General features: G+C 64.1%; 26 protein-coding genes. 17 read left to right on the top strand and 9 right to left on the bottom strand.

What is annotated here, in order from left to right:
- Positions 1–94: 94 nt before the first annotated feature.
- The 5 genes from BVH01_RS07770 to BVH01_RS07750 all read right to left on the bottom strand — a co-directional run bounded on the left by BVH01_RS07770 (position 95) and on the right by BVH01_RS07750 (position 5,259).
- Entirely contained in the window at positions 95–478 is a 384-nt protein-coding gene (locus BVH01_RS07770) for a phosphopantetheine adenylyltransferase (RefSeq protein ID WP_075929799.1), read from the bottom strand.
- Positions 479–649: 171 nt separating this feature from the next.
- Positions 650–1,636, bottom strand: a complete 987-nt coding sequence (locus BVH01_RS07765) for a hydrolase (protein WP_075929798.1) — start codon at positions 1,634–1,636, stop codon at positions 650–652.
- Between the two features lie 167 nt (positions 1,637–1,803).
- Positions 1,804–2,409, bottom strand: coding sequence for a 16S rRNA (guanine(966)-N(2))-methyltransferase RsmD (rsmD, locus tag BVH01_RS07760; protein WP_075929797.1), 606 nt, complete (start codon positions 2,407–2,409; stop codon positions 1,804–1,806).
- Positions 2,409–3,908 (bottom strand): pitrilysin family protein, encoded by a 1,500-nt coding sequence (locus tag BVH01_RS07755; protein ID WP_075929796.1) that lies wholly within the window; start codon positions 3,906–3,908, stop codon positions 2,409–2,411. Before BVH01_RS07755 ends, rsmD begins: the two co-directional genes overlap by 1 nt.
- Positions 3,901–5,259: a pitrilysin family protein gene (locus BVH01_RS07750; protein WP_075929795.1), complete on the bottom strand. Its 1,359-nt coding sequence runs from the start codon at positions 5,257–5,259 to the stop codon at positions 3,901–3,903. The genes BVH01_RS07755 and BVH01_RS07750 overlap by 8 nt, the downstream gene beginning before the upstream one ends.
- 257 nt (positions 5,260–5,516) lie before the next feature.
- Here BVH01_RS07750 and ftsY point away from each other — a divergent pair, with 257 nt between their 5' ends.
- From ftsY to rpoH, 4 genes are all read left to right on the top strand, one after another.
- Entirely contained in the window at positions 5,517–6,983 is a 1,467-nt protein-coding gene (ftsY, locus tag BVH01_RS07745) for a signal recognition particle-docking protein FtsY (RefSeq protein WP_075929794.1), read from the top strand.
- Positions 6,983–7,654, top strand: a complete 672-nt coding sequence (gene ftsE / locus BVH01_RS07740) for a cell division ATP-binding protein FtsE (protein ID WP_075929793.1) — start codon at positions 6,983–6,985, stop codon at positions 7,652–7,654. The genes ftsY and ftsE overlap by 1 nt, the downstream gene beginning before the upstream one ends.
- On the top strand, positions 7,651–8,667 hold the full coding sequence (gene ftsX / locus BVH01_RS07735; protein ID WP_075929792.1) for a permease-like cell division protein FtsX: 1,017 nt from the start codon (positions 7,651–7,653) through the stop codon (positions 8,665–8,667). The genes ftsE and ftsX overlap by 4 nt, the downstream gene beginning before the upstream one ends.
- 132 nt (positions 8,668–8,799) lie before the next feature.
- Positions 8,800–9,654 (top strand): RNA polymerase sigma factor RpoH, encoded by an 855-nt coding sequence (gene rpoH, locus BVH01_RS07730; RefSeq protein WP_013789309.1) that lies wholly within the window; start codon positions 8,800–8,802, stop codon positions 9,652–9,654.
- A 319-nt stretch (positions 9,655–9,973) separates the two neighbouring features.
- On the opposite strand, the gene mtgA is transcribed toward rpoH, so the two are convergent.
- On the bottom strand, positions 9,974–10,696 hold the full coding sequence (gene mtgA, locus BVH01_RS07725; protein WP_075929791.1) for a monofunctional biosynthetic peptidoglycan transglycosylase: 723 nt from the start codon (positions 10,694–10,696) through the stop codon (positions 9,974–9,976).
- Positions 10,697–10,847: 151 nt separating this feature from the next.
- Here mtgA and BVH01_RS07720 point away from each other — a divergent pair, with 151 nt between their 5' ends.
- From BVH01_RS07720 to BVH01_RS07700, 5 genes are all read left to right on the top strand, one after another.
- Positions 10,848–11,219: a DUF423 domain-containing protein gene (locus tag BVH01_RS07720; protein WP_075929790.1), complete on the top strand. Its 372-nt coding sequence runs from the start codon at positions 10,848–10,850 to the stop codon at positions 11,217–11,219.
- Between the two features lie 175 nt (positions 11,220–11,394).
- Positions 11,395–11,595: a sulfur carrier protein ThiS gene (thiS, locus tag BVH01_RS07715; RefSeq protein ID WP_075929789.1), complete on the top strand. Its 201-nt coding sequence runs from the start codon at positions 11,395–11,397 to the stop codon at positions 11,593–11,595.
- A gap of 42 nt (positions 11,596–11,637) precedes the next feature.
- A complete protein-coding gene (locus BVH01_RS07710; protein WP_075929788.1) occupies positions 11,638–12,432 on the top strand; it encodes a thiazole synthase in 795 nt (264 codons plus the stop codon).
- Between the two features lie 311 nt (positions 12,433–12,743).
- Positions 12,744–13,415 (top strand): tRNA (guanosine(46)-N7)-methyltransferase TrmB, encoded by a 672-nt coding sequence (gene trmB / locus BVH01_RS07705; RefSeq protein ID WP_218189101.1) that lies wholly within the window; start codon positions 12,744–12,746, stop codon positions 13,413–13,415.
- Positions 13,416–13,419: 4 nt separating this feature from the next.
- Positions 13,420–13,764 (top strand): hypothetical protein, encoded by a 345-nt coding sequence (locus BVH01_RS07700; RefSeq protein WP_075929786.1) that lies wholly within the window; start codon positions 13,420–13,422, stop codon positions 13,762–13,764.
- On the opposite strand, the gene BVH01_RS07695 is transcribed toward BVH01_RS07700, so the two are convergent.
- Both BVH01_RS07695 and BVH01_RS07690 read right to left on the bottom strand, forming a co-directional pair.
- Complete coding sequence (locus BVH01_RS07695; RefSeq protein WP_075929785.1) at positions 13,765–14,649, bottom strand: EamA family transporter; 885 nt, start codon at positions 14,647–14,649, stop codon at positions 13,765–13,767.
- Positions 14,650–14,802: 153 nt separating this feature from the next.
- Positions 14,803–15,582, bottom strand: a complete 780-nt coding sequence (locus BVH01_RS07690; RefSeq protein ID WP_075929784.1) for an exodeoxyribonuclease III — start codon at positions 15,580–15,582, stop codon at positions 14,803–14,805.
- A gap of 93 nt (positions 15,583–15,675) precedes the next feature.
- Between BVH01_RS07690 and pyrE the strand changes: the two genes are divergently transcribed.
- Positions 15,676–16,317, top strand: a complete 642-nt coding sequence (gene pyrE, locus BVH01_RS07685) for an orotate phosphoribosyltransferase (RefSeq protein WP_075929783.1) — start codon at positions 15,676–15,678, stop codon at positions 16,315–16,317.
- Between the two features lie 27 nt (positions 16,318–16,344).
- Positions 16,345–16,938, top strand: a complete 594-nt coding sequence (locus tag BVH01_RS07680; protein WP_075929782.1) for a DUF4124 domain-containing protein — start codon at positions 16,345–16,347, stop codon at positions 16,936–16,938.
- 30 nt (positions 16,939–16,968) lie between these two features.
- Here the strand turns inward: BVH01_RS07680 and BVH01_RS07675 are convergent, their stop codons facing one another.
- Positions 16,969–17,367, bottom strand: coding sequence for an acyl-CoA thioesterase (locus BVH01_RS07675; RefSeq protein WP_013789320.1), 399 nt, complete (start codon positions 17,365–17,367; stop codon positions 16,969–16,971).
- A gap of 294 nt (positions 17,368–17,661) precedes the next feature.
- Here BVH01_RS07675 and BVH01_RS07670 point away from each other — a divergent pair, with 294 nt between their 5' ends.
- From BVH01_RS07670 to BVH01_RS07645, 6 genes are all read left to right on the top strand, one after another.
- Complete coding sequence (locus BVH01_RS07670; protein WP_075929781.1) at positions 17,662–18,630, top strand: PstS family phosphate ABC transporter substrate-binding protein; 969 nt, start codon at positions 17,662–17,664, stop codon at positions 18,628–18,630.
- Between the two features lie 308 nt (positions 18,631–18,938).
- Positions 18,939–21,224 (top strand): ABC transporter permease subunit, encoded by a 2,286-nt coding sequence (locus BVH01_RS07665; protein WP_075929780.1) that lies wholly within the window; start codon positions 18,939–18,941, stop codon positions 21,222–21,224.
- A gap of 13 nt (positions 21,225–21,237) precedes the next feature.
- Positions 21,238–22,914 carry a phosphate ABC transporter permease PstA gene (gene pstA, locus BVH01_RS07660; RefSeq protein WP_168177268.1) on the top strand — a complete coding sequence of 559 codons (1,677 nt, stop codon included), beginning with the start codon at positions 21,238–21,240 and terminating at the stop codon, positions 22,912–22,914.
- A gap of 86 nt (positions 22,915–23,000) precedes the next feature.
- Entirely contained in the window at positions 23,001–23,834 is an 834-nt protein-coding gene (gene pstB / locus BVH01_RS07655) for a phosphate ABC transporter ATP-binding protein PstB (protein WP_075929779.1), read from the top strand.
- 98 nt (positions 23,835–23,932) lie between these two features.
- Entirely contained in the window at positions 23,933–24,661 is a 729-nt protein-coding gene (phoU, locus tag BVH01_RS07650) for a phosphate signaling complex protein PhoU (RefSeq protein WP_075929778.1), read from the top strand.
- Between the two features lie 107 nt (positions 24,662–24,768).
- Complete coding sequence (locus tag BVH01_RS07645) at positions 24,769–25,671, top strand: response regulator (RefSeq protein ID WP_075929777.1); 903 nt, start codon at positions 24,769–24,771, stop codon at positions 25,669–25,671.
- The last annotated feature ends 26 nt before the right edge of the window (positions 25,672–25,697 follow it).

The following is a 25,697-nucleotide window of genomic DNA, read 5'->3' as shown; positions in this document are numbered from 1 at the left end:
CTGCTGTGTACCACGTTCGATGGGCTGCAGCCATTGCGGTATTCGGCACTCCAGGCAGGAGCCTGTTGGAGGTAGGGAGGGCTCTAGGTTCTGTTCAGGGCGTGCCGGCGTCGGCGCGCAGGTGCAGGATGAGTGCGACCAGCAGGCACGCCAGGGCGATCCAGTCAGCAATCACCACGCGGCGCAAGGCCTCGTTGTAAGCGGCCTCGCTCCAGGCCAGCAGTAGAAAGGACAGCACGCTGACCAGGCCGCCGACCAAGGCGATGCTGCGTAGGCCGGGCAGCAAGGCTGCGGCTATCAACAGCGCACCGAGCAGGCCGAAGAGCACGGCACGATGACGCATGAGGATATGCAGGTTGGGCTCGGCGAAACTCAGGCCATAGAGCGCGTTGAGCCGCTCGCCGCCGAGTACGCCGGCCAGTGGTAGCAGGTGGATGATACCGACGACCAGTAGCAGAAAACCGATCAGCTTGCTCATCTCCAGCCCTCCACTAGGGTTCCAGGCGATTGGACCCGGCGGTATTCGGTGTTCATCGGGTTGTCCGCGGGCTCCATTGGCCAATACTAAAATGGCGCTGCTGGAGTTCTAGGATAAGCATCGCAATGCGTCAACCAGGCTACGGAGCATGCTATCGCCGGTTCGCTTGCCTCACCCTCCGAGCCCCATCAGCCACTGCGGTATGCGGCGCTCCAGGTAATAGCCGGGTCGGCGTGGCGAGCCGTCGACGAAGCCCACATGGCCGCCCTTGGCGTGCAGCTCGAAGCGGATGCAATCGGCCAGCTCACTGGCTTCGGGTAGGCTGTGGGGATAGACGAACGGATCGTCGCTGGACTGGATCATCAGCGTCGGCGTCTGGATACGGCCCAGGTAATAGCGGCTCGAGGCGCGTCGGTAGTAGTCGTCGGCATTCTCGAACCCGTGCAGCGGCGCGGTGATGCGGCTGTCGAAATCCCAGAAGGTGCGCATGCCGTCCAGTGGACCGAGCTTTTCCAGGATCGACAGGCGATCGGCCTGGCCCTGGTGGGCGAACAGGCGCTGCTTGTCCTTCACGTAGGCGACCATGGCGCGCATGAAATGCGCCTGGTAGACCCGCGAGAAGCCGACGCCGATCCGGTCGGCACACTGGTCCAGGCGAAACGGTACCGAAACCGCGGCGGCGCCTTGCAGGCCGCTGTCCGCGCCAGTCTCCCCCAAGTATTTGAGCAACACGTTGCCGCCCAGCGAGTAGCCCACCGCAAACAGTGGCGCCAGTGGATGCTTGGCGTGCAGGTGGCGGATGGTTTCAGCGAGGTCTTCGCTGGCGCCGGAGTGGTAACCGCGTGGCAGCAGGTTGGGTTCGCCCGAGCAGCCACGCCAGTTCAGCGCCACGCTGGCCCAGCCCTGAGCCGCCAGCCGGCCTTGCATGCCGAGCACGTAGTGGGAGTTGGAGGAGCCGGTGAGGCCGTGCAGCACCAGAACCAGAGGGGCGTGGGCTTCGTGGGGGCCGTGCCAGTCGAGGTCCAGGAAGTCACCGTCTTGCAGCCACAGGCGCTCACGTTGGCGTTCGAGCACCGCCGGGCGACGGCACAGCGACCCCCAGAGGGTCTGCAGGTGCGGCCCTGGCAGCCACCAGGCGGGTTGGAAAGTTCTGCTCATGGCTGATACCCGCTCCTCTGCAACAGGCAGTCGAACTGCCTGCGGGGATGCGCGCCCTTGCGAGTGCGCGTCAACAGTGCGACAAGCCCACCATCTTTCGCGTCAAGGGCGACGCCCCCACGAGCCTGCCCAGGTCAGCGGTGCCTGAGAGCCCCGCTTCGGGGCAGCTATGCAGGGCGGCGCTCCCAGAGTGCGTAATGCACCTGGCCGGCTTTCTGCTCGCGGTGCAGGCGCCAGTTGCCGGGCATGCCGAGACTGGAAGGTACCTGCTCGCTCTCGGTGTAGACCCAGGCATCGTCGGCCAGCCAGCCGCGCTCTTCCAGCAGCGTGCAGGCGGGCAGCAGCAGATCCTGGCTAAAGGGCGGGTCGAGGAACACCAGGTCGAACGGCGTGGCCGGCTGGCTCTGCAGGTAGGCGAGAGCGTCGCTCTGCAGCACCTGGCCATTGTCGCAGCGCAGGGTGGTCAGGTGGCTGCGCAGGCTGGTTACTGCCGCCGGATTGAGGTCCAGCGCCAGGGCGCTTCCGGCACCGCGCGACAGCGCTTCGAGAAACAGCGCGCCGCTGCCGGCAAAGGGGTCAAGTACCCGGGCGGCTTCTACATAAGGCGCCAGCCAGTTGAACAGGGTTTCGCGCACGCGGTTGGGCGTGGGCCGCAGGCCATGGGCCATGGGGAAGGCGAACTGGCGGCTGCGCCATTGCCCGGCAATGATGCGCAGTTGCCCGTCGCCACCGTGGGCGACGGGGGCTTTGCCGGAGGTCGGTCGTCTGGCCATCAGTGCTCCGGTACGGCGGCGGGCGTTTCTGCCGGCTTATCGGTGGGCGGCGGCAGTTCCTTCTGCTCCACCTTAGGCCCTGCAGTGACGATCACCAGTGCTTCGGGGTCGAGATGCTTGGCCATGGCAGCTTTCACCTGCTCGACGCTGAGCGCCTGCACCTGGGCCATGAAATCTTCCAGGTAGGTGAGCGGCAGGTCGTAGAAACCGATGGCGCCGAGCTGACCGACGATGGCCGCGTTGCTGGCCGTGGACAGCGGGAAGCTGCCGGCCATCTCGCGCTTGGCGGCGTCCAGTTCTTCCTGGGTCGGGCCGCCCGCGATGAACTCGCGCAGCAGATCCTTGACCAGCTGCAGGGTGCCGTCGCTGAGCTCGGCGCGGGTCTGCAGGTTGATCATGAACGGGCCGCGGGCCTGCATGGCGGTGAAGCCGGAGTACACGCCGTAGGTCAGGCCGCGCTTCTCGCGCACTTCGGTCATCAGCCGGGTGCCGAAACCGCCGCCGCCGAACACCTGGTTGCCCAGGTAAAGGGCGGCGTAGTCCGGGTCTTCACGGGTGATGCCGAGCTGGGCGATCAACAGGTGGGTCTGGTTGGACGGAAAGTCGATGTGGGTCAGGCCGGGCTTTGGCGCTTCGGGTGCGACGGTCTTGGCCAGGGCTGGGCCCTTGGGCAGTGCAGCGGATACCTCGGCGGCCATGGCCTCGGCTTCCTCGCGGGACAGGTCGCCGACCAGGGCGATCACCGCGTTGCCGGCGGCGTAGGCCTTGGCATGGAAGGCCTGCAGCTGTTCGCGGCTGATGCCCGGAACCGATTGCGCGTTGCCTTCGCTGGGGTGTCCGTAGGGATGCTTGCCGTACAGGCGCTCGAACAACTCGAGGCTGGCCAGCTTGCCGGGGTTCTGCTTCTGGTATTCGAAGCCGGCGAGGATCTGGTTCTTGATGCGCGCCAGGGAATCGGCGGGGAAGGTCGGTTGGCCGATCACCTGCTCGAACAGCTTCAGGGCCGGCTCACGCTGCTCGGCGGCGCTGAGGCTGCGCAGGCTGGTGACCGCCATGTCGCGGTAGGCGCCATTGCCGAACTCGGCGCCCAGGCTCTCGAAGCCGGCAGCGATGGCGCCGACGTCCTTGCCGGGCACGCCTTCGTTGAGCATGGCATTGGTCAGCAGCGCCAGGCCGGGCACGTCGCCGTCCTGGCTGCTGCCGCCGGCGTAGGTCAGGCGCAGGTCGAACATCGGCAGCTCGCGGGCTTCGACGAACAGCACCTTGGCGCCTTCGGCAGTCTGCCAGCTCTGGATGTCCAGTTTGCGGCGCTCGGGTTCCTTGCCGTCCAGTTCGGCCAGTGACTGCAGTTTGCTGTCGTCGGCTTGGGCGACCTGTGCGGACTGGGCAGTAGGCTCGGCAGCGTCCGGTGCGCGTTTGACGGTGAAGGCCAGGGCCGCCAGCAGGGCGATCAGAAACAGCCCCAACAGGGCGTAGCGCGGGCCGTTGCGCTTACTCATCGCGCTTCTCCTCGGGCAGAACGTGGGCGACGCTGAGGCGGTCGCGGGTGAAGTAGGTCTTGGCGGCGTTCTGGATGTCGGCCGGGGTCACGGCCTCCAACTCGGCGAGTTCCTGGTCGATCAGCTTCCAGGACAGGCCGACGGTTTCCAGCTGGCCGATGGCGGTGGCCTGGCTGCTGATCGAGTCGCGGTCGTAGACCAGCCCGGCGATCAGTTGGGCGCGTACGCGGGCCAGCTCCTCGGCCGAGGGCGCGGTGTTCTGCAGGTCGTGCAGCTCGCGCCAGATGCCGGCCTCGGTTTGCTCCAGGGTCTTGCCGGTCTGCACATTGGGCGTGGCGGAAATCGTGAACAGGCTGTCGCCGCGGGTATAGCCGTCGTACCAGGCGCCGGCGCCGGCGACCAACTCCTCGCCGCGCTCCAGGCGAGTGGCCAGGCGCGCGCTGTAGCCGCCGTCCAGCAGGGCGGCGATCAGGCGCAGGGCGTGCACGTCACGCGGGTTCTTGGCGGTGGCCAGGCCCGGTACGTTGAAACCCATCATCAGGCTGGGCAGTTGGGTCTTCAGATGCAGGGTGATCTGCCGCTCGCCCGGCGCCGGCAGCTCCAGGGGAATCTTCGCGGCCGGCACGGCACGCTTGGGGATCGCGCCGAAGTAGCGCTGCGCCAGGGTTTTCACGGCGTCCGCGGTGACGTCGCCGACCACCACCAGGGTGGCGTTGTTGGGCACGTACCAGGTTTCGTACCAATGGCGCAGTTCCTGCACGCTCATGCGGTCGAGGTCGGCCATCCAGCCGATGGTCGGGATGCTGTAGCCGCTGGCCGGGTAGGCCATGGCCTTGAAGCGCTCGAAGGCCAGCCCCGAGGGTTTGTCGTCGGTGCGCAGGCGGCGCTCCTCCTTGATCACCTCGATCTCGCGTTCGAATTCTTCCGGTGGCAGGCGCAGGCTGGCCAGGCGGTCGGCCTCCAGCTCGAAGGCGACGCCCAGGCGGTCGGCGGCCAGTACCTGGTAATAAGCGGTGTAGTCGTCGCTGGTGAAGGCGTTCTCTTCGGCGCCCAGGTCGCGCAGCACGCGTGAGGCTTCGCCGGGGCCGAGCTTGCGGCTGCCCTTGAACATCATGTGTTCCAGAGCATGTGACAGGCCGGTCTGGCCGGCTGTCTCGTAGCTGGAGCCGACCTTGTACCAGATCTGCGAGACCACCACGGGGGCGCGGTGGTCTTCGCGGACGATGACTTTCAGGCCGTTGTCCAGAGTGAACTCATGGGTGGGTTGCGGTGCCGCGGCCTGCGCCCCGAAGGGCAGGGCACAGACGGCCAGTAGCAGGCCGGCGAGATGGCGGGCAAGTGAACTGGACAAACCTCTCTCCTCGTTGAACCACGCCGGGCGTGGGATTGCGGTCGGGTGTGAGCGCGGTGCAGCGTGGCCTTGACGGGCTGTCAGAGCGGTCGCACGGCTTAGCCGTGGCGGCTGCGGAGGTGCTAGGATACGCATCCGTTTTAACGGCGACCACGTCTAGCAATGGCAGTTTGCAATTCACCAGCTGCCCATTTGCAAGCCCTCAGCCCCCGTGCCCAGGCGCCATGGCGTTCGCCCCAGTGAGATAGCCGTCCTCCATGTTTGGTTCAAAAGACGACAACAAGACTCCGGCCCCCGAGCAGGGCGCCGAGAAAGCCGAGAAACGCGGCCTGTTCGGCTGGTTGCGCAAGAAGCCGGCCGAGCCTGCCGCTGCCGAGCCCGCGCAGCAGGCCGAGGTGCCCGAGGCAGCGGCGCAGACCCAGCCGGAGCAGCCTGCTGAGGCTGCCCAGGTAATCGAGAGCGCTCCGCTCGAAAACGTCCCGGTCGAACGTGACCCGGTCGAACGTGACCCGGTCAATCGTGACCCGGTCAATCGTGACCCGGTCGAGGCACCCGTTGTCAGCGAGCCGGCGGTCGCCGCCGAGCCCGTAGTGGACGATGCCACCCGCCATGGCCCCGAAGCACTGCTCGAGCCGATTGCCGAGCAGCCGGCGGCCCCTGCAGAGCATCCCGCTGCTCTGGCATCGGGCAGCGACGTGCAGCATGCCGTGCCCGCCACGCCGGCCTCGGTGTTGACTGTGCCAGCCGAAGCGGTCGCTGAGCCGGTGGTCGAGCAGAACAAACCCTCGGACAACAAGGGCGGTTGGTTTGCCCGTCTGCGCCAGGGCCTGTCCAAGACCAGCGCCAGCATCGGCGAAGGCATGGCCAGCCTGTTCCTTGGCAAGAAGACCATCGACGACGACCTGCTCGACGAGATCGAGACCCGCCTGCTCACCGCTGACGTAGGCGTCGAGGCCACCACGGCGATCATCGGCAGCCTGACCCAGAAGGTCGCGCGCAAGCAGCTGACCGACAGCGACGCGCTGTTCAAGGCGCTGCAGGAAGAGCTGGCCGCCATGCTGCGCCCGGTCGAGCAGCCGCTGCAGATCGACAGCGCCAAGCGCCCCTACGTGATCCTGGTGGTCGGCGTGAACGGCGCCGGCAAGACCACCACCATCGGCAAGTTGGCCAAGAAGCTGCAGGGCGAGGGCAAGAAGGTCATGCTCGCTGCCGGCGATACCTTCCGCGCCGCCGCTGTCGAACAGCTGCAGGTGTGGGGTGAGCGCAACAAGATCCCGGTCATCGCCCAGCACACCGGCGCCGACTCGGCTTCGGTGATCTTCGACGCCGTGCAGGCCGCCAAGTCCCGTGGCATGGACGTGCTGATCGCCGACACCGCCGGCCGTCTGCACACCAAGGACAACCTCATGGAGGAGCTCAAGAAGGTTCGCCGCGTGATCGGCAAGCTCGACGACAGGGCGCCTCACGAAGTGCTGTTGGTGCTCGATGCCGGCACCGGCCAGAACGCCATCAACCAGGCCAAACAATTCAACCAGACGGTGAACTTGACCGGCCTGGCCCTGACCAAGCTGGATGGCACGGCCAAGGGCGGCGTGATCTTCGCCCTGGCCAAGCAGTTTGGCCTGCCGATTCGTTACATCGGCGTGGGTGAGGGGATCGACGATCTGCGCACCTTCGAGGCCGAACCCTTCGTTCAGGCGCTTTTCCAGCAACGGGAGCAGTGATGATCCGATTCGAGCAGGTCGGCAAGCGTTACCCCAACGGTCATGTCGGGTTGCATGAGTTGAGTTTCCGCGTGCGGCGCGGCGAGTTCCTGTTCGTCACCGGCCACTCCGGCGCCGGCAAGAGCACCCTGCTGCGCCTGCTGCTGGCCATGGAGCGCCCGACCTCGGGCAAGCTGCTGCTGGCAGGGCAAGACCTGGGGCAGATCAGCAACGCGCAGATTCCCTTCCTGCGCCGGCAGATCGGCGTGGTGTTCCAGAACCACCAACTGCTGTTCGACCGCAGCGTGTTCGACAACGTAGCCCTGCCGCTGCAGATTCTCGGCCTGTCCAAGAGCGATATCGGCCGCCGCGTCGGTTCGGCGCTGGAGCGGGTCTCGCTGAGCGACAAGGCCGAGCAGTTTCCCGGTGACCTGTCCACCGGGCAGCAACAGCGCGTCGGCATCGCCCGCGCCATCGTCCATCGTCCGGCCCTGCTGCTGGCCGACGAACCTACCGGTAACCTCGACCCGCGTCTGGCGGCGGAAATCATGGGCGTATTCGAAGACATCAACCGCCTCGGCACCAGCGTGCTGATCGCCAGTCACGACCTGGCACTGATCGCGCGCATGCGCCACCGCATGCTCACCCTGCAACGCGGCCGCCTGATTGGTGACGGGGAGGCCGGCGAATGAGTGCTTCCCGCATCCCGCCACCGCAGCCGTCTCAGCGCGTCGGCGCGGCACCCAAGAACGCCGAGCCACAGGGGCCGGACAACGAACCGGATTTTCGCACCCTGACCCGCGCCTGGCTGGAAAGCCACCGCGCCAGCCTGGTCGACAGCCTGCGCCGCCTTGGAAAGCACCCGATCGGCAGCTTCTTTACTTGCCTGGTAATGGCCGTGGCGCTGAGCTTGCCCATGGGCCTGTCGCTGCTGCTAGGCAACGTCGAGCGTCTTGGCGGCACCTGGGAGCGTGCTGCGCAGATCTCGGTGTTCCTCAAGATCGACGCCAGCGATAGTCAGGGCCAGGCCCTGCGCGAAGAAATCGCGGGCATGGACGACGTGGCCGAAGCCGAATGGATCAGTCGCGAAAAGGCCCTGGAAGAGTTTCAGCAGCAGTCCGGGTTGGGCGAAGCCCTCAAGGAATTGCCGAGCAATCCATTGCCTGGCGCTGTGCTGGTAACACCCAAGGAAGTCGACAAAGCCACCCTTGAGGCGTTGCGTTTACGTTTGGCAGAGCTGCCCAACGTTGAGCAGGCACAGCTGGACCTGGTCTGGGTCGAGCGTTTGAGCGCAATCCTCAAGTTGGGCGACCGTTTCGTTTTTGGCCTCACGGTTTTGCTGATCATGGCGCTGCTGCTGGTGATCGGTAACACCATTCGACTGCATATCGAGAATCGCCGTACCGAGATCGAAGTGATTAAGCTGGTCGGCGGTACCGACAGCTACGTGCGTCGCCCTTTCCTTTACATGGGCGCGCTGTATGGCCTGGGCGCCGGTGTGCTGTCCTGGTTGGTGCTGGCCTTTGGGTTGAACTGGTTGAACGATGCCGTGGTGCGTCTGTCGGGATTGTATGGCAGCGATTTCGCCCTGGCCGGCGTACCCGTTGGCGACGGCTTCTCCCTATTGCTGGGAGCGGTGCTGTTGGGGTATATCGGTGCGTGGCTGGCGGTGGCGCGACATCTGAGGGAGCTTGCTCCCCGCTAAGTCGCCAGTTTGACGCTTCGCTAACATATTGATTTGGTTGATATTGACTATTGACCGGGGAACCAGGATGGTGGCTTCCGGTCATATTGCGCAGTGCTACACTGCGTACGTTTCGTGAATCGGAGGATTCTAATGTCCACTTCTTTGCAACCTGTTCATGCTCTGGTTCCAGGCGCCAACCTGGAAGCTTACGTGCATGCCGTTAACAGCATTCCGCTGCTGACGCCCGAGCAGGAGCGTGAACTGGCCGGTAACCTCTTCTACAAGCAGGACCTCGACGCGGCCCGCCAGATGGTATTGGCCCACCTGCGTTTCGTCGTGCATATCGCGCGCAGTTACTCCGGCTACGGTCTGGCCCAGGCCGACCTTATTCAGGAAGGCAACGTCGGTCTGATGAAGGCGGTCAAGCGTTTCAACCCGGAAATGGGTGTGCGCCTGGTGTCTTTCGCCGTGCACTGGATTCGTGCGGAAATCCACGAGTTCATTCTCAAGAACTGGCGGATCGTCAAGGTCGCCACCACCAAGGCCCAGCGCAAGCTGTTCTTCAACCTGCGTAGCCAGAAGAAGCGCCTGGCCTGGTTGAGCAATGACGAAGTCAATGCCGTCGCCGAGAGCCTGGGTGTCGAGGCTCGTGAAGTGCGCGAGATGGAAAGTCGCCTGACCGGTCAGGATATGGCCTTCGACCCGGCTGCCGATGCCGACGACGACAGCGCGTTCCAGTCGCCGGCCCAGTATCTGGAAGATCATCGCTACGATCCGGCCCGGCAGATGGAAGACGAGGACTGGAGCGACACCTCCAGTGCCAACCTGCACGAGGCGCTCGAAGCGCTCGACGAGCGCAGCCGCGATATCCTGCAGCAGCGCTGGCTGGCCGAAGAAAAGGCCACCCTGCACGAGCTGGCAGCCAAGTACAACGTCTCGGCGGAGCGTATCCGTCAGCTGGAGAAGAATGCGATGAACAAGCTCAAAGGCTCCATCGCCGCCTGATTCGGCCAGCAACACCCAAAACGCCCCGACCCTGTTCGGGGCGTTTTTATTTGGGTAGCAATTTGCGCGATGAGCACGAAATGGTGTGGGCCAACCTATCGGTCAACGCCTCGATCCGAGGCGAATATTACCAACTGCATTTTTGCGGTATGGCCGCCATTACAGAAGCACCGACCCCAGGGTGAAACGATTGCGGCCACACTGCAAAGCCGGCGTTGTTCGCACCCTTCGCCCCGAGGCGGGGCTCCCACAATGAACATCGATCGCGCAGCAGCCTACGGTTCGGTTTTACCTTCCACCGCTACATCGTTCCATTGGCCTACTTCGCCCACCAGGCCGGACGTGGCGCTTGCAACTGGCTCAGGTAATGGCTGCCACCCAGTTGGCGCATCTGCCGGCGGATCCAGTTGGCGCGCTGGTTGACGTAGCCGCTGGGCCGCCCCGCATCGTATTGCCGCGGATTGGGCAGCACTGCAGCCAGCAGGCTGGCCTGGCGGGCCGACAGGTAGGACGCGCCGATATTGAAGTGATGCCGGGCGGCCGCTTCTGCGCCGAACACGCCGTCGGCCCATTCCGCGCTGTTGAGGTAAACCTCGAGAATGCGCTCCTTGGGCCATAGCAGTTCGATCAGCCCGGTAAACCACACCTCGATACCCTTGCGCAGGTAGCTGCGACCGGACCACAGAAACAGATTCTTGGCCACCTGCTGGCTTAGGGTGCTGGCGCCACGCACCGAACCGCCCTGCTGGTTGTGCGACAGTGCCGCCTTGATCGCTTCGACGTCGAAGCCCCAGTGCTGGGCAAATTTCTGATCTTCGCTGGCGATCACGGCGATCTTCAAGTCATCCGGCAACGCATCCCAGGAACGCCAGGTGCGCTGCAGGTCGATGGGCTTGCCGTCGACCCAGGATTCGATCTTGCGCTCGACCATCAGCGCCGTGCCCGGTGGCGGTACCCAGCGCAGGGCGAGCACCAGCAGGAAGGAGCCGGCGATGAACCAGAGCAGCAGCTTCAGCAGGAGGCGGCGAAGGGATCGGAGCATGGGCAGGGAGCCGGGCTTGATTGGCCGCTTAGTATAAGGTGCCAGGCGCCGTTGCGGGCAATGCCGCGGCTCGCTGCGGCAATCGGGGAGGCGCGCCTGGGCCAATGGCGGCGTAAACTGCGCCTCTCTGTTGGCTATCGGTGAGAACGCTATGGTTCGCCTGTGGTTGTTGCTGTCGGCTTTCGCCGGCTTTTCCGGGGTTGCGTTGGGCGCGTTCGCGGCCCATGGTTTGAAGAGCAGGCTGAGCGCCGAGTACCTGGCCGTGTTTCAGACCGGCACCCATTACCAGCTGATCCACGCATTGGCCTTGCTGGGCGTGGCCATTTTGGCGCTGGTTGCGCCAGGGCGTCTGGTCAACCTGGCCGGCGGTTTCTTCGCTGCCGGTATCCTGCTGTTTTCGGGTAGCCTTTACGCACTGACCCTCAGCGGTATCGGCAAGCTGGGCATCATCACCCCGTTCGGTGGCCTGGCCTTTCTGGCCGGCTGGGCGTGTCTGGGTGTGGCGGCCTGGCGCATGGCCTAGAACCTGCCCATGATCTGCTGCGCGTCGTCGCTCCTGCGTTAGAAAAACGAGCGCCAGCTCGCGAGGTCGTGAACAGGCTCTGAGATTGCGCGAGACCAACGGCGGGTCTGCGCCTTGGTCATCGTCGGGGATCGGGCTAGAATGCCGGCCCTTTCTCCTGTCGTGACGGGTCGCCATGCATATCCAGTTGAACGGTGAAACCCTCGAGCTGCCCGAAGGCGCCAGCGTCGCCGATCTGATCGAGCGTCTGGAGCTGACCGGGCGCCGCGTGGCCGTTGAGCGTAACCTCGATATCGTTCCGCGCAGCCAGTACGGCAGCACGGCGCTGGCCGACGGCGACCGTCTCGAAGTGGTCCATGCCATCGGCGGCGGTTGAGCCCGGCGCCGCGCCCTTCCAACTTTCTGCAGAGGAATTTCCATGAGCCACGCAGTCAACGACAAGCCTTTTACCCTCGCTGGCCGCACCTATCAGTCGCGCCTGCTGGTCGGCACCGGTAAATACAAGGATCTCGACGAGACCCGCGACGCCATCGAGGCATCGGGCGCGGAGATCGTGACCGTGGCGGTGCGCCGTACCAATATCGGCCAGAACCCGGGCGAGCCGAATCTGCTCGACGTGATTTCGCCGGATCGCTACACCATCCTGCCGAACACCGCTGGCTGCTACGACGCCGTCGAGGCCGTGCGTACCTGTCGCCTGGCCCGTGAGCTGCTCGATGGCCACAAGCTGGTCAAGCTGGAAGTGCTGGCCGACCAGAAGACCTTGTTTCCCAACGTGATCGAAACCCTCAAGGCCGCCGAAGTGCTGGTCAAGGAGGGCTTCGACGTGATGGTCTACACCAGCGATGATCCGATCATCGCCCGCCAGTTGGCCGAGATGGGCTGCATCGCCGTCATGCCGCTGGCCGGTCTGATCGGCACCGGGCTGGGCATCTGCAACCCCTACAACCTGCGCATCATCCTCGAAGAAGCGACCGTTCCAGTGCTGGTGGATGCCGGAGTGGGCACCGCGTCTGATGCCACCATCGCCATGGAACTGGGTTGCGAGGCGGTGCTGATGAACAGTGCCATCGCCCATGCCCAGCAGCCGGTGTTGATGGCCCAGGCCATGAAGTACGCCATCGAGGCCGGTCGCCTGGCCTACTTGGCGGGGCGCATGCCGAAGAAACTTTATGCCAGTGCCTCGTCGCCGCTAGACGGCCTGATCCGCTGACTCTCCACGATCAGCTGCGCGTCGGCCCTGCTGCGTTGAAAACAGGCTCGGAAAAGCCGCTTGCGGCTAACGTCCTTTAGGACGGCTCCGAAGGAGCGAGCGAAGCGAGTAATGCTCATGTACAAAAGTACAGTCGCCCGCGACCCCGGCCGCTTCCTCGCCTGTTTTTGCGGGGCCGCCTAGGCCTTGCATGGCTCCAGCTCGCAAGATCGTTATTTCGCTGCCTTTCCTTTATCCATTTAATACCTGCGTTGCCGAGTGCCCCCATGAGCGATATCGAACAAACCCCAGCCGAAGAAAACCCGCGACACATGCGCGCCATCAAGAGTTTCGTGATGCGTGCCGGGCGCATGACCGAAGGGCAGCAGCGCGGCTTCGACCTGGGCCTGCCGAAGTTCGGCCTGGAACTGAGCGATGGCATGCAGGATTTCGATGCGGTATTCGGGCGCCAGGCGCCGCGGACCTTCGAAATCGGCTTCGGCATGGGCCACTCCACGCTGGAAATGGCTGCCGCGGCGCCTGAGCAGGACTTCATTGGCGTCGAAGTACACCGCCCGGGCGTCGGCGCACTGCTCAATGGCGTGATGACGCAGAACCTGACCAATCTGCGCGTCTACAGCTGCGATGCGCTGGAAGTACTGCGCCAGTGCGTGCCTGATGCCAGCCTCGACCGCGTGCTGCTGTTCTTCCCCGATCCCTGGCACAAGGCGCGTCATAACAAGCGCCGTATCGTGCAGCCGGCATTCGCCGAGTTGGTGCGCCAGAAGCTCAAGGTCGGCGGTGTGCTGCACATGGCCACCGATTGGGAGCCCTACGCCGAATACATGCTGGAAGTGATGAACGTGGCGCCGGGCTATCGTAACCTTGCCGCCGACGGTCGCTGCGTCGAGCGGCCTGCCGAGCGCCCGGTGACCAAGTTCGAGCGCCGCGGTGAGCGCCTCGGCCACGGCGTCTGGGACCTCAAGTTCGAGCGCGTCGACTGAGCCGATGACTCGCCTGTCCAGGCGCCAGGCTCGGCGCGCCGGCCACGCGCGCAATCGACCGCAATGGCAGACGCCGCCACCCAGCGCCCGTGCGGCCTGGGCGGCGCGCCTACTGTTGCCACTGACCGCGACGGTCATGGTGATCTGCGCCGCTACCCTGCTGTTCACGGTGGCGCAGGCGCTGTACAGCGGGGTAGCCATCTCACCGTCCAGAATCGGCCCGGCGACCTTTTATCCGTTCGCTACCCACCCGCTGGGTTACGTGCTGACGCTGCTGTCGCACGCCATAATAGCCTTCGCCCTGGCCGGGGCAGGGTGGTTCTGCTGGCGCATGTCGCGCCAGCGCTGATCAGGCCGTGGCGCCGCGCAGTTGCTGGAGCAAGCGCGGGCCGAACACGTTGATCAACAAACCGAGCATCACGATGGCGGCGCCGAGCCACTGCACGGCGCTCAATGCTTCGCCGAGGAACAACCATGCCGAGCTGAGGCCGATCACCGGCACCAGCAGCGAGAACGGCGCCACCTGGCTGGCTGGGTAGCGCGACAGCAGGCGGCTCCAAAGGCCGTAGCCGAGTAGCGTGGCGACGAAGGCCAGGTAGGCGATGGCCAGCACCGAGTTCAGGGAAATGCTGCGCAGCGCCGTCTCGATCTGTGCCGGACCTTCCAGTATCAACGACAGGGCCAGGAACGGCAGCGGCGGAATCAGGCTGCCCCAGACCACCAGGCTGACCAGGTTGACCTTGCCGATGCGCTTGGTAACCACGTTGCCCAGCCCCCACATCGCCGCTGCACACAGCGTCAGCACGAAACCGGCCAGGGTAAAGGCGCGTCCGCTTTCGCTGCCGATCAGCAGCAGGCCCGCCGCGGCCACCACCAGGCCAATCAGGCTGCTGCGCCGCACCGACTCACCAATGAACAGCGCGGCGAAGCCCAGGGTGAAGAACGCCTGCGCCTGCAGCACCAGCGACGCCAGGCCTGCCGGCATGCCGGCGTACATGGCCGAGAACAGAAAGGCGAACTGCCCCAGGGAAATGGTCAGGCCGTAGGCCAGCAGCCAGCGCAGAGGCATGTCCGGGCGGCGGATGAAGAGGATCGCGGGAAAGGCGGCGAGCATGAAGCGCAGGGCGCCGAGCAGCATGGGCGGCACGCCATCGAGGCCGACCTTGATGATCACGAAGTTCACGCCCCAGGCGACGATCACCACAGCGGCCAGCAGAATGTCCTTGGGTGTCATGGGCGCGGCCTCGGGTGGTGGTATGCGGACGGGCAGGCTAGCGCGGATGGCCGCAGCTGACACGCCACAGTTACCGGCGTTTTTCCCCATACAGCGGCGTAGAAACGAAAACGCCCCGAACGGGTCGGGGCGTCTTGGCTGGCGACGATGGGATCAGACGGTCAGCGTCCAGTCGTAGTCGACGATCAGTGGCGCGTGCTGCGAGAAGCGCGGCTGGCGCGGCAGGCGCGCGCTGCGTACGCTGCGGCGCATGCCGGGCGTGAGCAACTGGTAGTCGAAGCGGTAGCCCAGGTTGAGCATCTCCGCCTGCTCGTTATCCGGCCACCAGCTGAACTGGTCGGCCTCGCGATTGACCTCGCGTACAGCATCGACGTAGCCCATGGTGCCGGTGACTTCATCCATCCAGGCGCGCTCGGGCGCCATGAAGCCGGGTGATTGCTGGCAGTCGCGCCAGTTCTTCACATCCAGCTTCTGGTGGGCGACGTACAGCGAGCCGCAATAGATGTAGTCGCGGCGCTTGCGGCGTTGCTTGTCCAGGTACTTGGAGAAATCGTCCATGAACTTGAATTTCTGATTCAGGTTCTCGTCACCGCCCATGCCCGATGGCAGCAGCAGCGTGGCAATACTCACCTTGTCGAAATCAGCCTGCAGGTAGCGCCCGTAGCGATCGGCCGTTTCAAAACCGAGCCCGCTGATTACCGCCTTGGGTTGCAACCGCGAGTACAGCGCCACGCCACCCTGGCTTGGTACTTCTGCATCGCAGGCATAGAGGAAATAGCCATCCAGTTGGAGGGCTTGGTCGTCCAGTTCAAAGGCGGAGGCGCGGGTATCCTGCAGGCAGATCACGTCGGCATTCTGTGCTTGCAGCCAACTGAGCAAACCACGCTCGACTGCAGCATGAATACCATTCACGTTCACACTGATGATCCGCATAAATGGCCCCCAAAAACACGTGCGTGTATGATACCTGAGCTAGACGCCGTTTAGTAATTCAAAGCCACATCCTGTGCTGCCTCAAGGTCATTCATGCAAACGTATCAGCGCGATTTCATTCGATTTGCCATCGAGCGAGGCGTTCTGCGCTTCGGTCAGTTCACCCTCAAGTCCGGTCGCGTCAGCCCGTATTTCTTCAATGCCGGGTTGTTCGACAGCGGTCTGGCACTGGCCAAGCTGGGGCGTTTCTACGCGGCAGCCGTGGTGGACAGCGGCATTTCCTTCGACGTGCTGTTCGGCCCGGCCTACAAGGGCATTCCCCTGGCGGCCAGCACCGGCGTGGCTCTGGCCGAGCACCACGACGTGGATACGCCATGGTGCTTCAACCGCAAGGAAGCCAAGGATCATGGCGAGGGCGGCACCCTGGTCGGTGCGCCGCTCAACGGCCGCGTACTGATCATCGATGACGTGATCACCGCCGGTACGGCCATCCGCGAAGTGATGCAGATCATCCAGGCCCAGGGTGCCCAGGCCGCCGGCGTGCTGATCGCCCTGGACCGCCAGGAGCGTGGCCGCGGTGAGCTGTCGGCGATCCAGGAAGTCGAACGCGACTTCAACATCCCGGTGGTCAGCATCGTTTCCCTGCAGCAGGTGCTGGAATATCTGGCCGATGATGCTGAACTGAAACAACACCTGCCCGCCGTGGAAGCCTACCGGGCCGAATTCGGCATCTGACCGGCGGCTCGCCGAGAGAACGTGCCTATGTCCACCTCGCCCCTGATGCGCCGTACCCTCTGGCTTGGTCTGCTGCTGCCGTTATGGGCGAGCGCGGCGGAGATGTACCGCTACACCAATGCCCAGGGCATCACGGTGATCGACCGGCAGGGCGTGCCCAGCGAATTCATCGCCAAGGGCTACGAGGTGCTCAACGAGCAAGGGCGTGTGGTACGTGTGGTGCCGCCGGCGCCTACCGCCGAAGAGATGCAGAAGATCCTCGCCGATCGCGAACGGGCGAAATCCGATGCGCAGCTGCTGCGTTTGTACAGCAGCCTGGAGGACGTCGACCGTGCTCAGGCGCGCAAGCTGGCCGAGCTCGACGGCCTGATCGGCGTGGCCAAGGGCAACCTGCAGTCGGTACGTCAGCAGCAGGCCAACCTGCAGAAACAGGCCGCGGATCAGGAGCGTGCGGGGCGTGAAGTGCCCAGGCCGCTGCTCGACCAGATCACCAGCCAGCGTGACGAGCAGGTGCGCATCAAGAAGGACATCGAGCGCTATCAGGCAACCCGCGCCCAGGCGCAGAGCAGCTTCGCCGCTGATCGTGCGCGGGTCGGCCAGTTGCTCGGGCAGGGTAATTAGAGTTTGCCGCGCACCAGGCGCGGCACGAACTCAGCGGCGTGGTACGGCGCGTGTGCGACCGCTGGCGTCGATGGCCACGAACACGAACACCGCTTCGGTGACCTTGCGCCACTCGCTGGACAGCGGATCGTCACTCCAGACTTCCACCAGCATCTGGATCGAGCTACGACCGATTTCCAGCGCCTGGGTATAGAAGGACAGCTGCGCGCCAACCGGTACCGGCACCAGGAAGGCCATGCGATCGATCGCCACGGTCGCCACGCGCCCTGCCGCCACCTTGCTGGCCATGGCAGTGCCGGCCAGATCCATCTGCGAAACCAGCCAGCCGCCATAAATGTCGCCGAAGCCATTGGTTTCGCGTGGCAGCGCAGTGATTTGCAGTGCCAGGTCGCCTTGCGGTATCGGGTCTTCCTGTTCGAAATCTTTCATCTGTTCACGGCTCGCGGCGCAGTGGTGGGCCCGGTTGGGCAGTATACCGACTGGGTGTCAACACCGCGACCTTAGCGCGTTGCAGGCGCTTGCGCACGTGCATTTGCCGAACTCGACATGCCTGTTTGCGTCGTCATCCAACTGTCATATTGATTACATAGAGTGTTCACATAGGCTGATGATACTGAGCCCCGTTCCAACCAACACGACCCCAATCGTGAGCAGGTCGCAACCGGGCGCTACGATCACGGCACGCCGGCCTCTCGATGATTACCACTCTGCTAGGAGCAAGGCATGAAACTGAAGCGTTTGATGGCGGCCATGACGTTTGTCGCCGCTGGCGTCGCCACTGCCAACGCGGTTGCCGCTGTCGATCCGGCTCTGCCGACCTATGAGAAGACCTCTGGCGTGTCGGGCAACCTGTCCAGCGTCGGTTCCGACTCCCTGGCCAACCTGATGACCCTGTGGGCCGAGAGCTACAAGCAGTCCTACCCGAACGTGAACATCCAGATTCAGGCTGCCGGCTCCTCCACTGCGCCACCCGCGCTGACCGAAGGCACCGCCAACCTCGGCCCGATGTCGCGCGCCATGAAGGACAGCGAAATCCAGGCCTTCGAGCAGAAGTACGGCTACAAGCCGACCGCCGTTCCGGTCGCCATCGACGCCCTGGCCGTGTTCGTGCACAAGGACAACCCGATCAAGCAACTGACCATGCAGCAGGTCGATGCGATCTTCTCCAGCACCCGTCTGTGCGGCGAAGCCAAGGACCTGAAAACCTGGGGCGACATCGGCCTGACCGGCGAGTGGGCCAGCAAGCCGGTGCAGCTGTTCGGCCGTAACTCGGTGTCCGGCACTTACGGCTACTTCAAGGAAGAGGCCCTGTGCAAAGGCGATTTCAAAGCCAACGTGAACGAGCAGCCGGGTTCGGCTTCCGTGGTGCAGTCGATCTCCAGCACCGTCAACGCCATCGGTTACTCGGGCATTGGCTACCGCACCGCCAGCGTGCGCGCCGTGCCCCTGGTCAACAAGAAGGGTGAAGTCGAAGAAGCCAATGAAACCAACGCACTGTCGGGCAAATACCCGCTGGCTCGCTTCTTCTACATCTACGTCAACAAGGCGCCCAACAAGCCGCTGAGCCCGCTGGATGCCGAGTTTCTGAAACTGATCCTGTCCAAGCAGGGCCAGGACGTCGTGGTCAAGGACGGCTACATCCCGCTGCCGCTGAAGGTCATCGAGAAGACCCGCAAGGAATTGGGTCTGTAAGCCGACCGCAGTAAGAACCTGTTTACGATCTGCTGCGCGTCGGCGCTACTGCGTTAAAAACAAGCTCGGAATGCTCATTTACCACTTGTAAACTCCGCTTCCTCGCTTGTTTTTGCCTTTTATCGCTCTAGCTCGCGAGATCGTAAACAGGTTCTAGGCAATCCCGAAGCCCGCCTCTCTCGAGAGGCGGGCTTTGTCGCGTCACCGCTCTGTAACTTTTCTGTCATACAGGCGAGCTAGATTGGCGAGGCTCGCGAAATAGGCGAAAAAAAAGGCGCGCTCATGGCCGCGCAGAGACGCTCTCCCTTATGAAAGACTTGGCAAGTGACCCCATGACCGCCTCCCCAAATTCCCTCGGGCTGGACTTCAATACCCCGGCCCTGCAGCGTAAGCGCCGTATACGTGCTTTCAAGGATCGCCTGGCGCGCTGGTGCGTATCCATCGGTGGTCTGGCCGTGCTTGGTGCCATCACCCTGATCTTCTTCTATCTTGCCTATGTCGTGCTGCCGATGTTCCAGGGCGCCGATATCGAGAAGCGCGATGCCGTGCAGCCAGCCTGGCTGGCCGATGCCGGTAAACCGCTGCTGATGGCGCTGGAAGAACAGAACCAGGTCGGCATGCGTTTGGCCAGCAATGGCAAGATCCAGTTCTTCGACGCCAAGAGCATGGAGGCTCTGACCACGGTCGATCTGCCCCTGCCAGCCGGCAGCGAAGTGGTGTCGGTCGGTGAAGACCAGCCGGGCAGCCACCGTGTCGCCCTCGGTCTGTCCAACGGCCAGGCGCTGGTGTTCGAACACACCTATCGCATCACCTACCCGAACGACGTTAAAACCATCACGCCGTCCATCGTTTACCCGTTCGGTGAAACGCCGCTGACCATCGATCCCCAAGGCCGTCCGCTCGAGCACATGGGCATCAGCGTGAACAGCGGCACGCTGCTGATCGCCGGCTCCGTGGATAGCGAGCTGCAGGTGCTGAGTCTGAGCCGCGAAGAGAACATGATGACCGGCGAAGTGGAGGTCAGCGAGGATCGCCTGGCGCTGCCGCAGATCGCCGAGCCGATCAAGGAGCTGATCATCGAGCCGCGCCAGCACTGGCTGTTCGTGATCAACGGGCGCGCCACCGCCGACGTCTTCGATCTGCGCACCAAGGCCCTCAACGGTCGCTACAAGCTGCTCAACGACGGCGTGCGGGAAATCACCCACGCCACTTCGCTGTTGGGCGGCATCTCCCTGCTCACCGGTGACAGCGCCGGCGGTATCGCCCAGTGGTTCATGGTGCGCGATCAGGACGGCAAATCCTCGCTCAAGCAAGTGCGCGAATTCAAGATGGCCGACAGCCCGATCAGCCAGATCATCTCCGAGGAACGCCGCAAGGGCTTCATCGCCGTGGATGCCAAGGGCAACCTGGGCATTTTCCACAGTACTGCGCATCGCACGCTGCTGGTCGAGCCGGTCGCCCAGGGCTTCAGCATCGCCGCCCTGTCGCCGCGCGCCAACCGCGCGCTGGTCGAGGCCGATGGCAAGCTCGAGCGAATCCTGATCGACAATCCGCACCCGGAAATTTCCTGGAGCTCACTGTGGGGCAAGGTCTGGTACGAGAACTACGACAAGCCGGCTTACGTGTGGCAGTCGACCTCGGCCAGCACCGATGCCGAGCCCAAGCTGAGCCTGGCGCCACTGGCTTTCGGTACGCTCAAGGCCGCCTTCTACGCCATGCTGCTGGCGGCGCCGCTCGCCATCGCCGCGGCGATCTACACCGCCTATTTCATGGCTCCGGGCATGCGCGGCAAGGTCAAGCCGGTGATCGAACTGATGGAGGCGCTGCCGACGGTGATCCTCGGCTTCTTCGCCGGCCTGTTCCTGGCGCCCTATGTGGAAGGGCATCTGCCCGGCATCTTCAGTCTGCTGATCTTTACGCCAATCGGCATTCTGCTCGCGGGCTTCATCTGGAGCCGACTGCCCGAGTCCATCCGCCTGCGTGTACCGGACGGCTGGGAAGCCGCGCTGCTGATTCCGGTGATCCTGCTGGTCGGTATCGTTTCGCTGAGCATGAGCGGGCATCTGGAGAACTGGCTGTTCGACGGCAACATGCGTGGCTGGCTGACCAATGACCTGGGCATCCCCTTCGACCAGCGCAACGCTCTTGTGGTCGGCCTGGCCATGGGCTTCGCGGTGATCCCGAACATTTACTCGATCGCCGAAGACGCGGTATTCAGCGTGCCGAAGAGCCTGACCTTCGGCTCCCTGGCGCTCGGTGCCACGCCGTGGCAGACCCTGACCCGCGTGGTGATCCTGACGGCCAGCCCGGGCATCTTCTCGGCGGTGATGATCGGCATGGGCCGCGCCGTCGGCGAGACCATGATCGTGCTGATGGCCACCGGTAACACGCCGATCATGGACATGAACATCTTCGAAGGCCTGCGCACGCTGGCAGCCAACGTGGCGGTGGAAATGCCCGAGTCGGAAGTCGGCGGGACCCATTACCGGGTGCTGTTCCTTTCCGCCCTGGTGCTGCTGTCGTTCACCTTCGTCATGAACACGTTGGCCGAGCTGGTGCGTCAGCGCCTGCGCGTCAAGTACGCTTCGCTCTGAGGACTGCAAGACCATGTCCGTGAAACAGCACAATCTGAAATCCTGGTTCAAGAGCGGCTCGCCGTGGATCTGGATGAACGCCGGTGCGGTGTCCATCGCCATCATCATGACCGTGGGGCTGCTGGCAGTCATCGCCGTGCGCGGTCTGGGTCACTTCTGGCCGGCCGACATCATCGAAGCCAGCTACCAGATCCCCGGCGAGCAGGCCAAGGTGATGGCCGGCGAAGTGGTGCAGAAGGAGGAGATTCCCCGCGCCCGCCTGGCGTCCGCCGGGCTGCCGGTGAACGTCGAGGGCGCAGAGTTCATGACGCGCGAGCTGCTCAAGGTCGGCAACCGTGATCTGTACGGCGCTGACTTCTCCTGGGTGGTCGGCGAGTGGCTCGGCGAGCAGCGCAAGCCGGCCGACCTGACCGCCTTCGAGCGCCGTGAGTGGGGCAACTTCTACGGCTATCTGATCAACGTCAAGGAGGAAGGCCGCCTGGTCGCCGAGGGTGATGCCGCTTGGCCGGAACTGCAGAAACGCCTGGAACGGGTCGACGAGCTGCACGGCGAGATCGTCCGGCTGGAGAAGCGTGACATCGGCCGCATCAACGCAGGCCTGGAGCGTGTGCGCCTGCAAACCCGCAAGCTGGAACTCGATGGCCAGCTAACCGACGCCGCGCAGTCCGACCTGGCCGCCGAGCGCGCTCGCTGGGACGCCGAGTACAAGGAGCTGGAAGCCGAGCTCAACGCCCGCTATCAGCAGTTCAACCGTGACAGCATGACCGTGCGCTCGGCCGATGGCCGCGAGCAGGAGATCAGCCTCGGCAAGGTGGTGCGCGCCTATCGCCCGAACGCCATGTCGACCCTGGACAAACTCGGGTTCTACGGTAGCAAGCTGTGGGAGTTCGTCAGCGACGACCCGCGTGAGGCGAACACCGAAGGCGGCATCTTCCCGGCAATCTTTGGCACCATCATGATGACCCTGATCATGGCGGTGATCGTCACTCCGTTCGGCGTGATCGCGGCCATCTACCTGCGTGAGTACGCCAAGCAGGGGCCGCTGACCCGGGTGATCCGCATCGCGGTGAACAACCTGGCCGGCGTGCCGGCGATCGTCTACGGCGTGTTCGGCCTGGGCTTCTTCGTCTATGTGCTGGGTGGCTCGATCGACCGTTTGTTCTTCCCGGAAGCCGCGCCGGCACCGACCTTCGGCACGCCGGGCCTGCTGTGGGCCTCGCTGACGCTGGCGCTGCTCGCCGTGCCGGTGGTGATCGTCGCCACCGAGGAAGGCTTGGCGCGGATTCCCCGTTCGCTGCGCGAGGGTTCCCTGGCGCTCGGTGCGACCAAGGTAGAAACCCTGTGGCGGGTGGTGCTGCCAATGGCCAGCCCGGCGATGATGACCGGCCTGATTCTCGCCGTGGCCCGCGCCGCCGGTGAGGTGGCGCCGCTGATGCTGGTCGGTGTGGTCAAGCTGGCGCCGAGCCTGCCTGTGGATGGCAACTATCCTTACCTGCACCTCGACCAGAAGATCATGCACCTGGGCTTCCACATCTATGACGTCGGCTTCCAGAGCCCCAACGTCGAGGCCGCTCGCCCGCTGGTGTACGCCACTGCGCTGCTGCTGGTCATGGTCATCGCGATTCTCAACCTTACGGCCGTCTACCTGCGCAACCGCCTGCGCGAGAAGTACAAGGCCCTGGATCATTAAGGTGGCTACAGGCCGCAGCGCGAGGCGCCGAGTGTGAGCCGGCCAGCGCTGCCGCTTGAAGCCTGTAGCCCCGAAGGAGATTATTGATGCAAAACGAAACCGCTACCCACGGCATCGACATTTCGGCCCTGGGCCGTGACAGGCAGAGCCTGAACCTGGCCAATGAAACCGTCGCCATCGAAGTGCCCGGCCTGAACCTGTTCTACGGTGACAAGCAGGCGCTGTACGACGTCAGGATGAACATCCCCAAGCAGCGCGTGACGGCTTTCATCGGCCCATCCGGTTGCGGCAAGTCGACCCTGCTGCGCACCTTCAACCGCATGAACGACCTGGTCGACGGCTGCCGCGTGGAAGGCGAGATCAACATCGACGGGCGCGACATCTACCGCAAGGGCGAGGATGTGGCCGAGCTGCGTCGTCGCGTCGGCATGGTGTTCCAGAAGCCCAACCCATTCCCCAAGAGCATCTACGAGAACGTGGTCTACGGCCTGCGCATCCAGGGCATCAACCAGAAGCGCGTGCTCGACGAAGCCGTCGAGTGGGGCCTGAAGAGCGCCGCCCTGTGGGACGAAGTGAAGGATCGCCTGCATGAATCGGCCCTGGGCCTGTCCGGCGGCCAGCAGCAGCGCCTGGTGATCGCCCGTACCGTGGCGGTGCAGCCGGAAGTATTGCTGCTCGACGAGCCGTGCTCGGCACTCGACCCGATCTCGACGTTGAAGGTCGAAGAGCTGATTTATGAATTGAAATCCAAGTACACCATCGTCATCGTGACCCACAACATGCAGCAGGCTGCGCGGGTTTCCGACTACACGGCGTTCATGTACATGGGCAAGTTGATCGAGTTCGGTGACACCGACGCGCTGTTCACCAACCCGGCCAAGAAACAGACAGAAGACTACATCACCGGCCGTTATGGTTGATTGCGCCAGCAAACCGTACGTGGCGAGCGGTACGCGAACCTGACGACGATTAATTTGGAGCTCGGAGCCTGGAGCTTTGAGCCCGCGGAGCGACACAGATGATCAACAAAGACAGCCTGACCCACCACATTTCCCAGCAGTTCAACGCCGAGCTGGAGGAGGTGCGCAGCCACCTGCTGGCCATGGGCGGCCTGGTCGAGAAACAGGTCAATGACGCGGTCACGTCGCTGATCGAGGCCGACTCCGGTCTGGCCCAGCAGGTGCGCGAGATCGATGATCAGATCAATCAGATGGAACGCAACATCGACGAGGAGTGCGTGCGCATTCTCGCCCGACGTCAGCCGGCCGCTTCGGACCTGCGCCTGATCATCAGTATCTCCAAGTCCGTGATCGATCTCGAACGTATCGGCGACGAAGCCACCAAGATCGCCAAGCGCGCGATCCTGCTGACCGAAGAGGGTGAGTCGCCGCGCGGTTACGTCGAGGTTCGTCATATCGGCGATCAGGTGCGCAAGATGGTGCAGGAAGCGCTGGATGCCTTTGCCCGTTTCGACGCCGACCTGGCGCTGTCGGTCGCCCAGTACGACAAGACCGTCGACCGCGAGTACAAGACCGCCCTGCGTGAACTGGTCACCTTCATGATGGAAGACCCGCGCTCGATCTCCCGCGTGCTCAACGTGATCTGGGCGTTGCGCTCGCTGGAGCGCATCGGCGACCACGCGCGCAACATCGCCGAGCTTGTGATCTACCTGGTGCGCGGCACCGACGTCAAACACATTGGCCTGACCCGCATGCAGGAAGAAGTGCAGGGCGGCGCCAAGCAGTGACGCCCGGCCCTGCGGCACGCTGTGCTCAGTCCCGCAGGGTTATGCTTTAGTGTTGGCAATGAGCCAGTGCACACGTCTATGCTAATGGCCATTCGAGGGAGTGGTCGATGAGCAAAGTCAGTGTGCTGGTGGTGGACGACGCCACCTTTATCCGCGATCTGGTGAAGAAGGGGCTGCGTGACCACCTTCCTGGTATCCAGATCGAGGAAGCGGTCAACGGGCGCAAGGCCCAGCAGATTCTCGGCCGAAATCCGATCGACCTGATTCTCTGTGATTGGGAGATGCCGGAAATGTCCGGCCTCGAGCTGCTGCAATGGTGCCGTGAGCAGGAAGCGCTGAAGGGCGTGCCGTTCATCATGGTCACCAGCCGTGGCGACAAGGAAAACGTCGTGCAGGCCATCCAGGCCGGCGTCTCGGACTTCATCGGCAAGCCGTTCTCCAACGAGCAACTGATCACCAAGGTCAAGAAGGCCCTGCAGCGCGCCGGCAAGTTGGCTGCGCTGATGTCGGCCGCTCCGCCGAAAATGCTCAGCACTGGTGCCTTCGCCAATGATTCGCTGGCCGCCCTGACCGGAGGCAAGAGCGAAGTGGTGCGCCCAACCGCGCCTGCGCAGCCGACCGCTGCACCCGCCCCGGCCGTTGCGCCTGCCAAGGCCGCCGCGGCGGCACCGGTGGGCCGTAGCCAGGGCCAGCTGCGCTTGCCGGGCGGCATGATGGCCTGCGTGGTCAAGGCCTTGAGCCTCAAGGAAGCGTTGCTGGTGGTCAAACGCGGCGAGCTGCTGCCCCAGGTGCTGGAAAGCGCGGTGCTCGACCTCGAGCAGGGTGAAGCCTCGGAAGTGGCTCGCCTCAATGGGTACCTGCACAGCATCGCGGCGTTCGAGCCGAAGCCGGACAGCGAATGGCTGCAGGTGGTGTTTCGCTTCGTCGATCGCGACCCGCAGAAGCTGGACTATCTGTCCCGTCTGATCGCCCGCGGCACCGCCCAGAAGCATTTCTCCCCGGGCGCCTGATCGGTTCGCAACCGAGCACGCATGCT

It is taken from the genome of Pseudomonas sp. PA1(2017) (assembly GCF_001945375.1).
In the GTDB taxonomy this organism is placed as follows: Bacteria; Pseudomonadota; Gammaproteobacteria; order Pseudomonadales; family Pseudomonadaceae; genus Aquipseudomonas.
The sequence above is the reverse complement of the archived record's forward strand: the minus strand, read 5'-3'. Positions and strand labels throughout refer to the sequence as shown.

Coding starts and splice junctions, on each gene's coding strand:
- BVH01_RS07770 (WP_075929799.1), bottom strand. CDS start 478: ATGAGCAAGCTGATCGGTTTTCTGCTACTGGTCGTCGGTATCATCCAC.
- BVH01_RS07765 (WP_075929798.1), bottom strand. CDS start 1,636: ATGAGCAGAACTTTCCAACCCGCCTGGTGGCTGCCAGGGCCGCACCTG.
- rsmD (WP_075929797.1), bottom strand. CDS start 2,409: ATGGCCAGACGACCGACCTCCGGCAAAGCCCCCGTCGCCCACGGTGGC.
- BVH01_RS07755 (WP_075929796.1), bottom strand. CDS start 3,908: ATGAGTAAGCGCAACGGCCCGCGCTACGCCCTGTTGGGGCTGTTTCTG.
- ftsY (WP_075929794.1), top strand. CDS start 5,517: ATGTTTGGTTCAAAAGACGACAACAAGACTCCGGCCCCCGAGCAGGGC.
- ftsE (WP_075929793.1), top strand. CDS start 6,983: ATGATCCGATTCGAGCAGGTCGGCAAGCGTTACCCCAACGGTCATGTC.
- ftsX (WP_075929792.1), top strand. CDS start 7,651: ATGAGTGCTTCCCGCATCCCGCCACCGCAGCCGTCTCAGCGCGTCGGC.
- rpoH (WP_013789309.1), top strand. CDS start 8,800: ATGTCCACTTCTTTGCAACCTGTTCATGCTCTGGTTCCAGGCGCCAAC.
- mtgA (WP_075929791.1), bottom strand. CDS start 10,696: ATGCTCCGATCCCTTCGCCGCCTCCTGCTGAAGCTGCTGCTCTGGTTC.
- BVH01_RS07720 (WP_075929790.1), top strand. CDS start 10,848: ATGGTTCGCCTGTGGTTGTTGCTGTCGGCTTTCGCCGGCTTTTCCGGG.
- thiS (WP_075929789.1), top strand. CDS start 11,395: ATGCATATCCAGTTGAACGGTGAAACCCTCGAGCTGCCCGAAGGCGCC.
- BVH01_RS07710 (WP_075929788.1), top strand. CDS start 11,638: ATGAGCCACGCAGTCAACGACAAGCCTTTTACCCTCGCTGGCCGCACC.
- trmB (WP_218189101.1), top strand. CDS start 12,744: ATGCGCGCCATCAAGAGTTTCGTGATGCGTGCCGGGCGCATGACCGAA.
- BVH01_RS07700 (WP_075929786.1), top strand. CDS start 13,420: ATGACTCGCCTGTCCAGGCGCCAGGCTCGGCGCGCCGGCCACGCGCGC.
- BVH01_RS07695 (WP_075929785.1), bottom strand. CDS start 14,649: ATGACACCCAAGGACATTCTGCTGGCCGCTGTGGTGATCGTCGCCTGG.
- BVH01_RS07690 (WP_075929784.1), bottom strand. CDS start 15,582: ATGCGGATCATCAGTGTGAACGTGAATGGTATTCATGCTGCAGTCGAG.
- pyrE (WP_075929783.1), top strand. CDS start 15,676: ATGCAAACGTATCAGCGCGATTTCATTCGATTTGCCATCGAGCGAGGC.
- BVH01_RS07680 (WP_075929782.1), top strand. CDS start 16,345: ATGTCCACCTCGCCCCTGATGCGCCGTACCCTCTGGCTTGGTCTGCTG.
- BVH01_RS07675 (WP_013789320.1), bottom strand. CDS start 17,367: ATGAAAGATTTCGAACAGGAAGACCCGATACCGCAAGGCGACCTGGCA.
- BVH01_RS07670 (WP_075929781.1), top strand. CDS start 17,662: ATGAAACTGAAGCGTTTGATGGCGGCCATGACGTTTGTCGCCGCTGGC.
- BVH01_RS07665 (WP_075929780.1), top strand. CDS start 18,939: ATGAAAGACTTGGCAAGTGACCCCATGACCGCCTCCCCAAATTCCCTC.
- pstA (WP_168177268.1), top strand. CDS start 21,238: ATGTCCGTGAAACAGCACAATCTGAAATCCTGGTTCAAGAGCGGCTCG.
- pstB (WP_075929779.1), top strand. CDS start 23,001: ATGCAAAACGAAACCGCTACCCACGGCATCGACATTTCGGCCCTGGGC.
- phoU (WP_075929778.1), top strand. CDS start 23,933: ATGATCAACAAAGACAGCCTGACCCACCACATTTCCCAGCAGTTCAAC.
- BVH01_RS07645 (WP_075929777.1), top strand. CDS start 24,769: ATGAGCAAAGTCAGTGTGCTGGTGGTGGACGACGCCACCTTTATCCGC.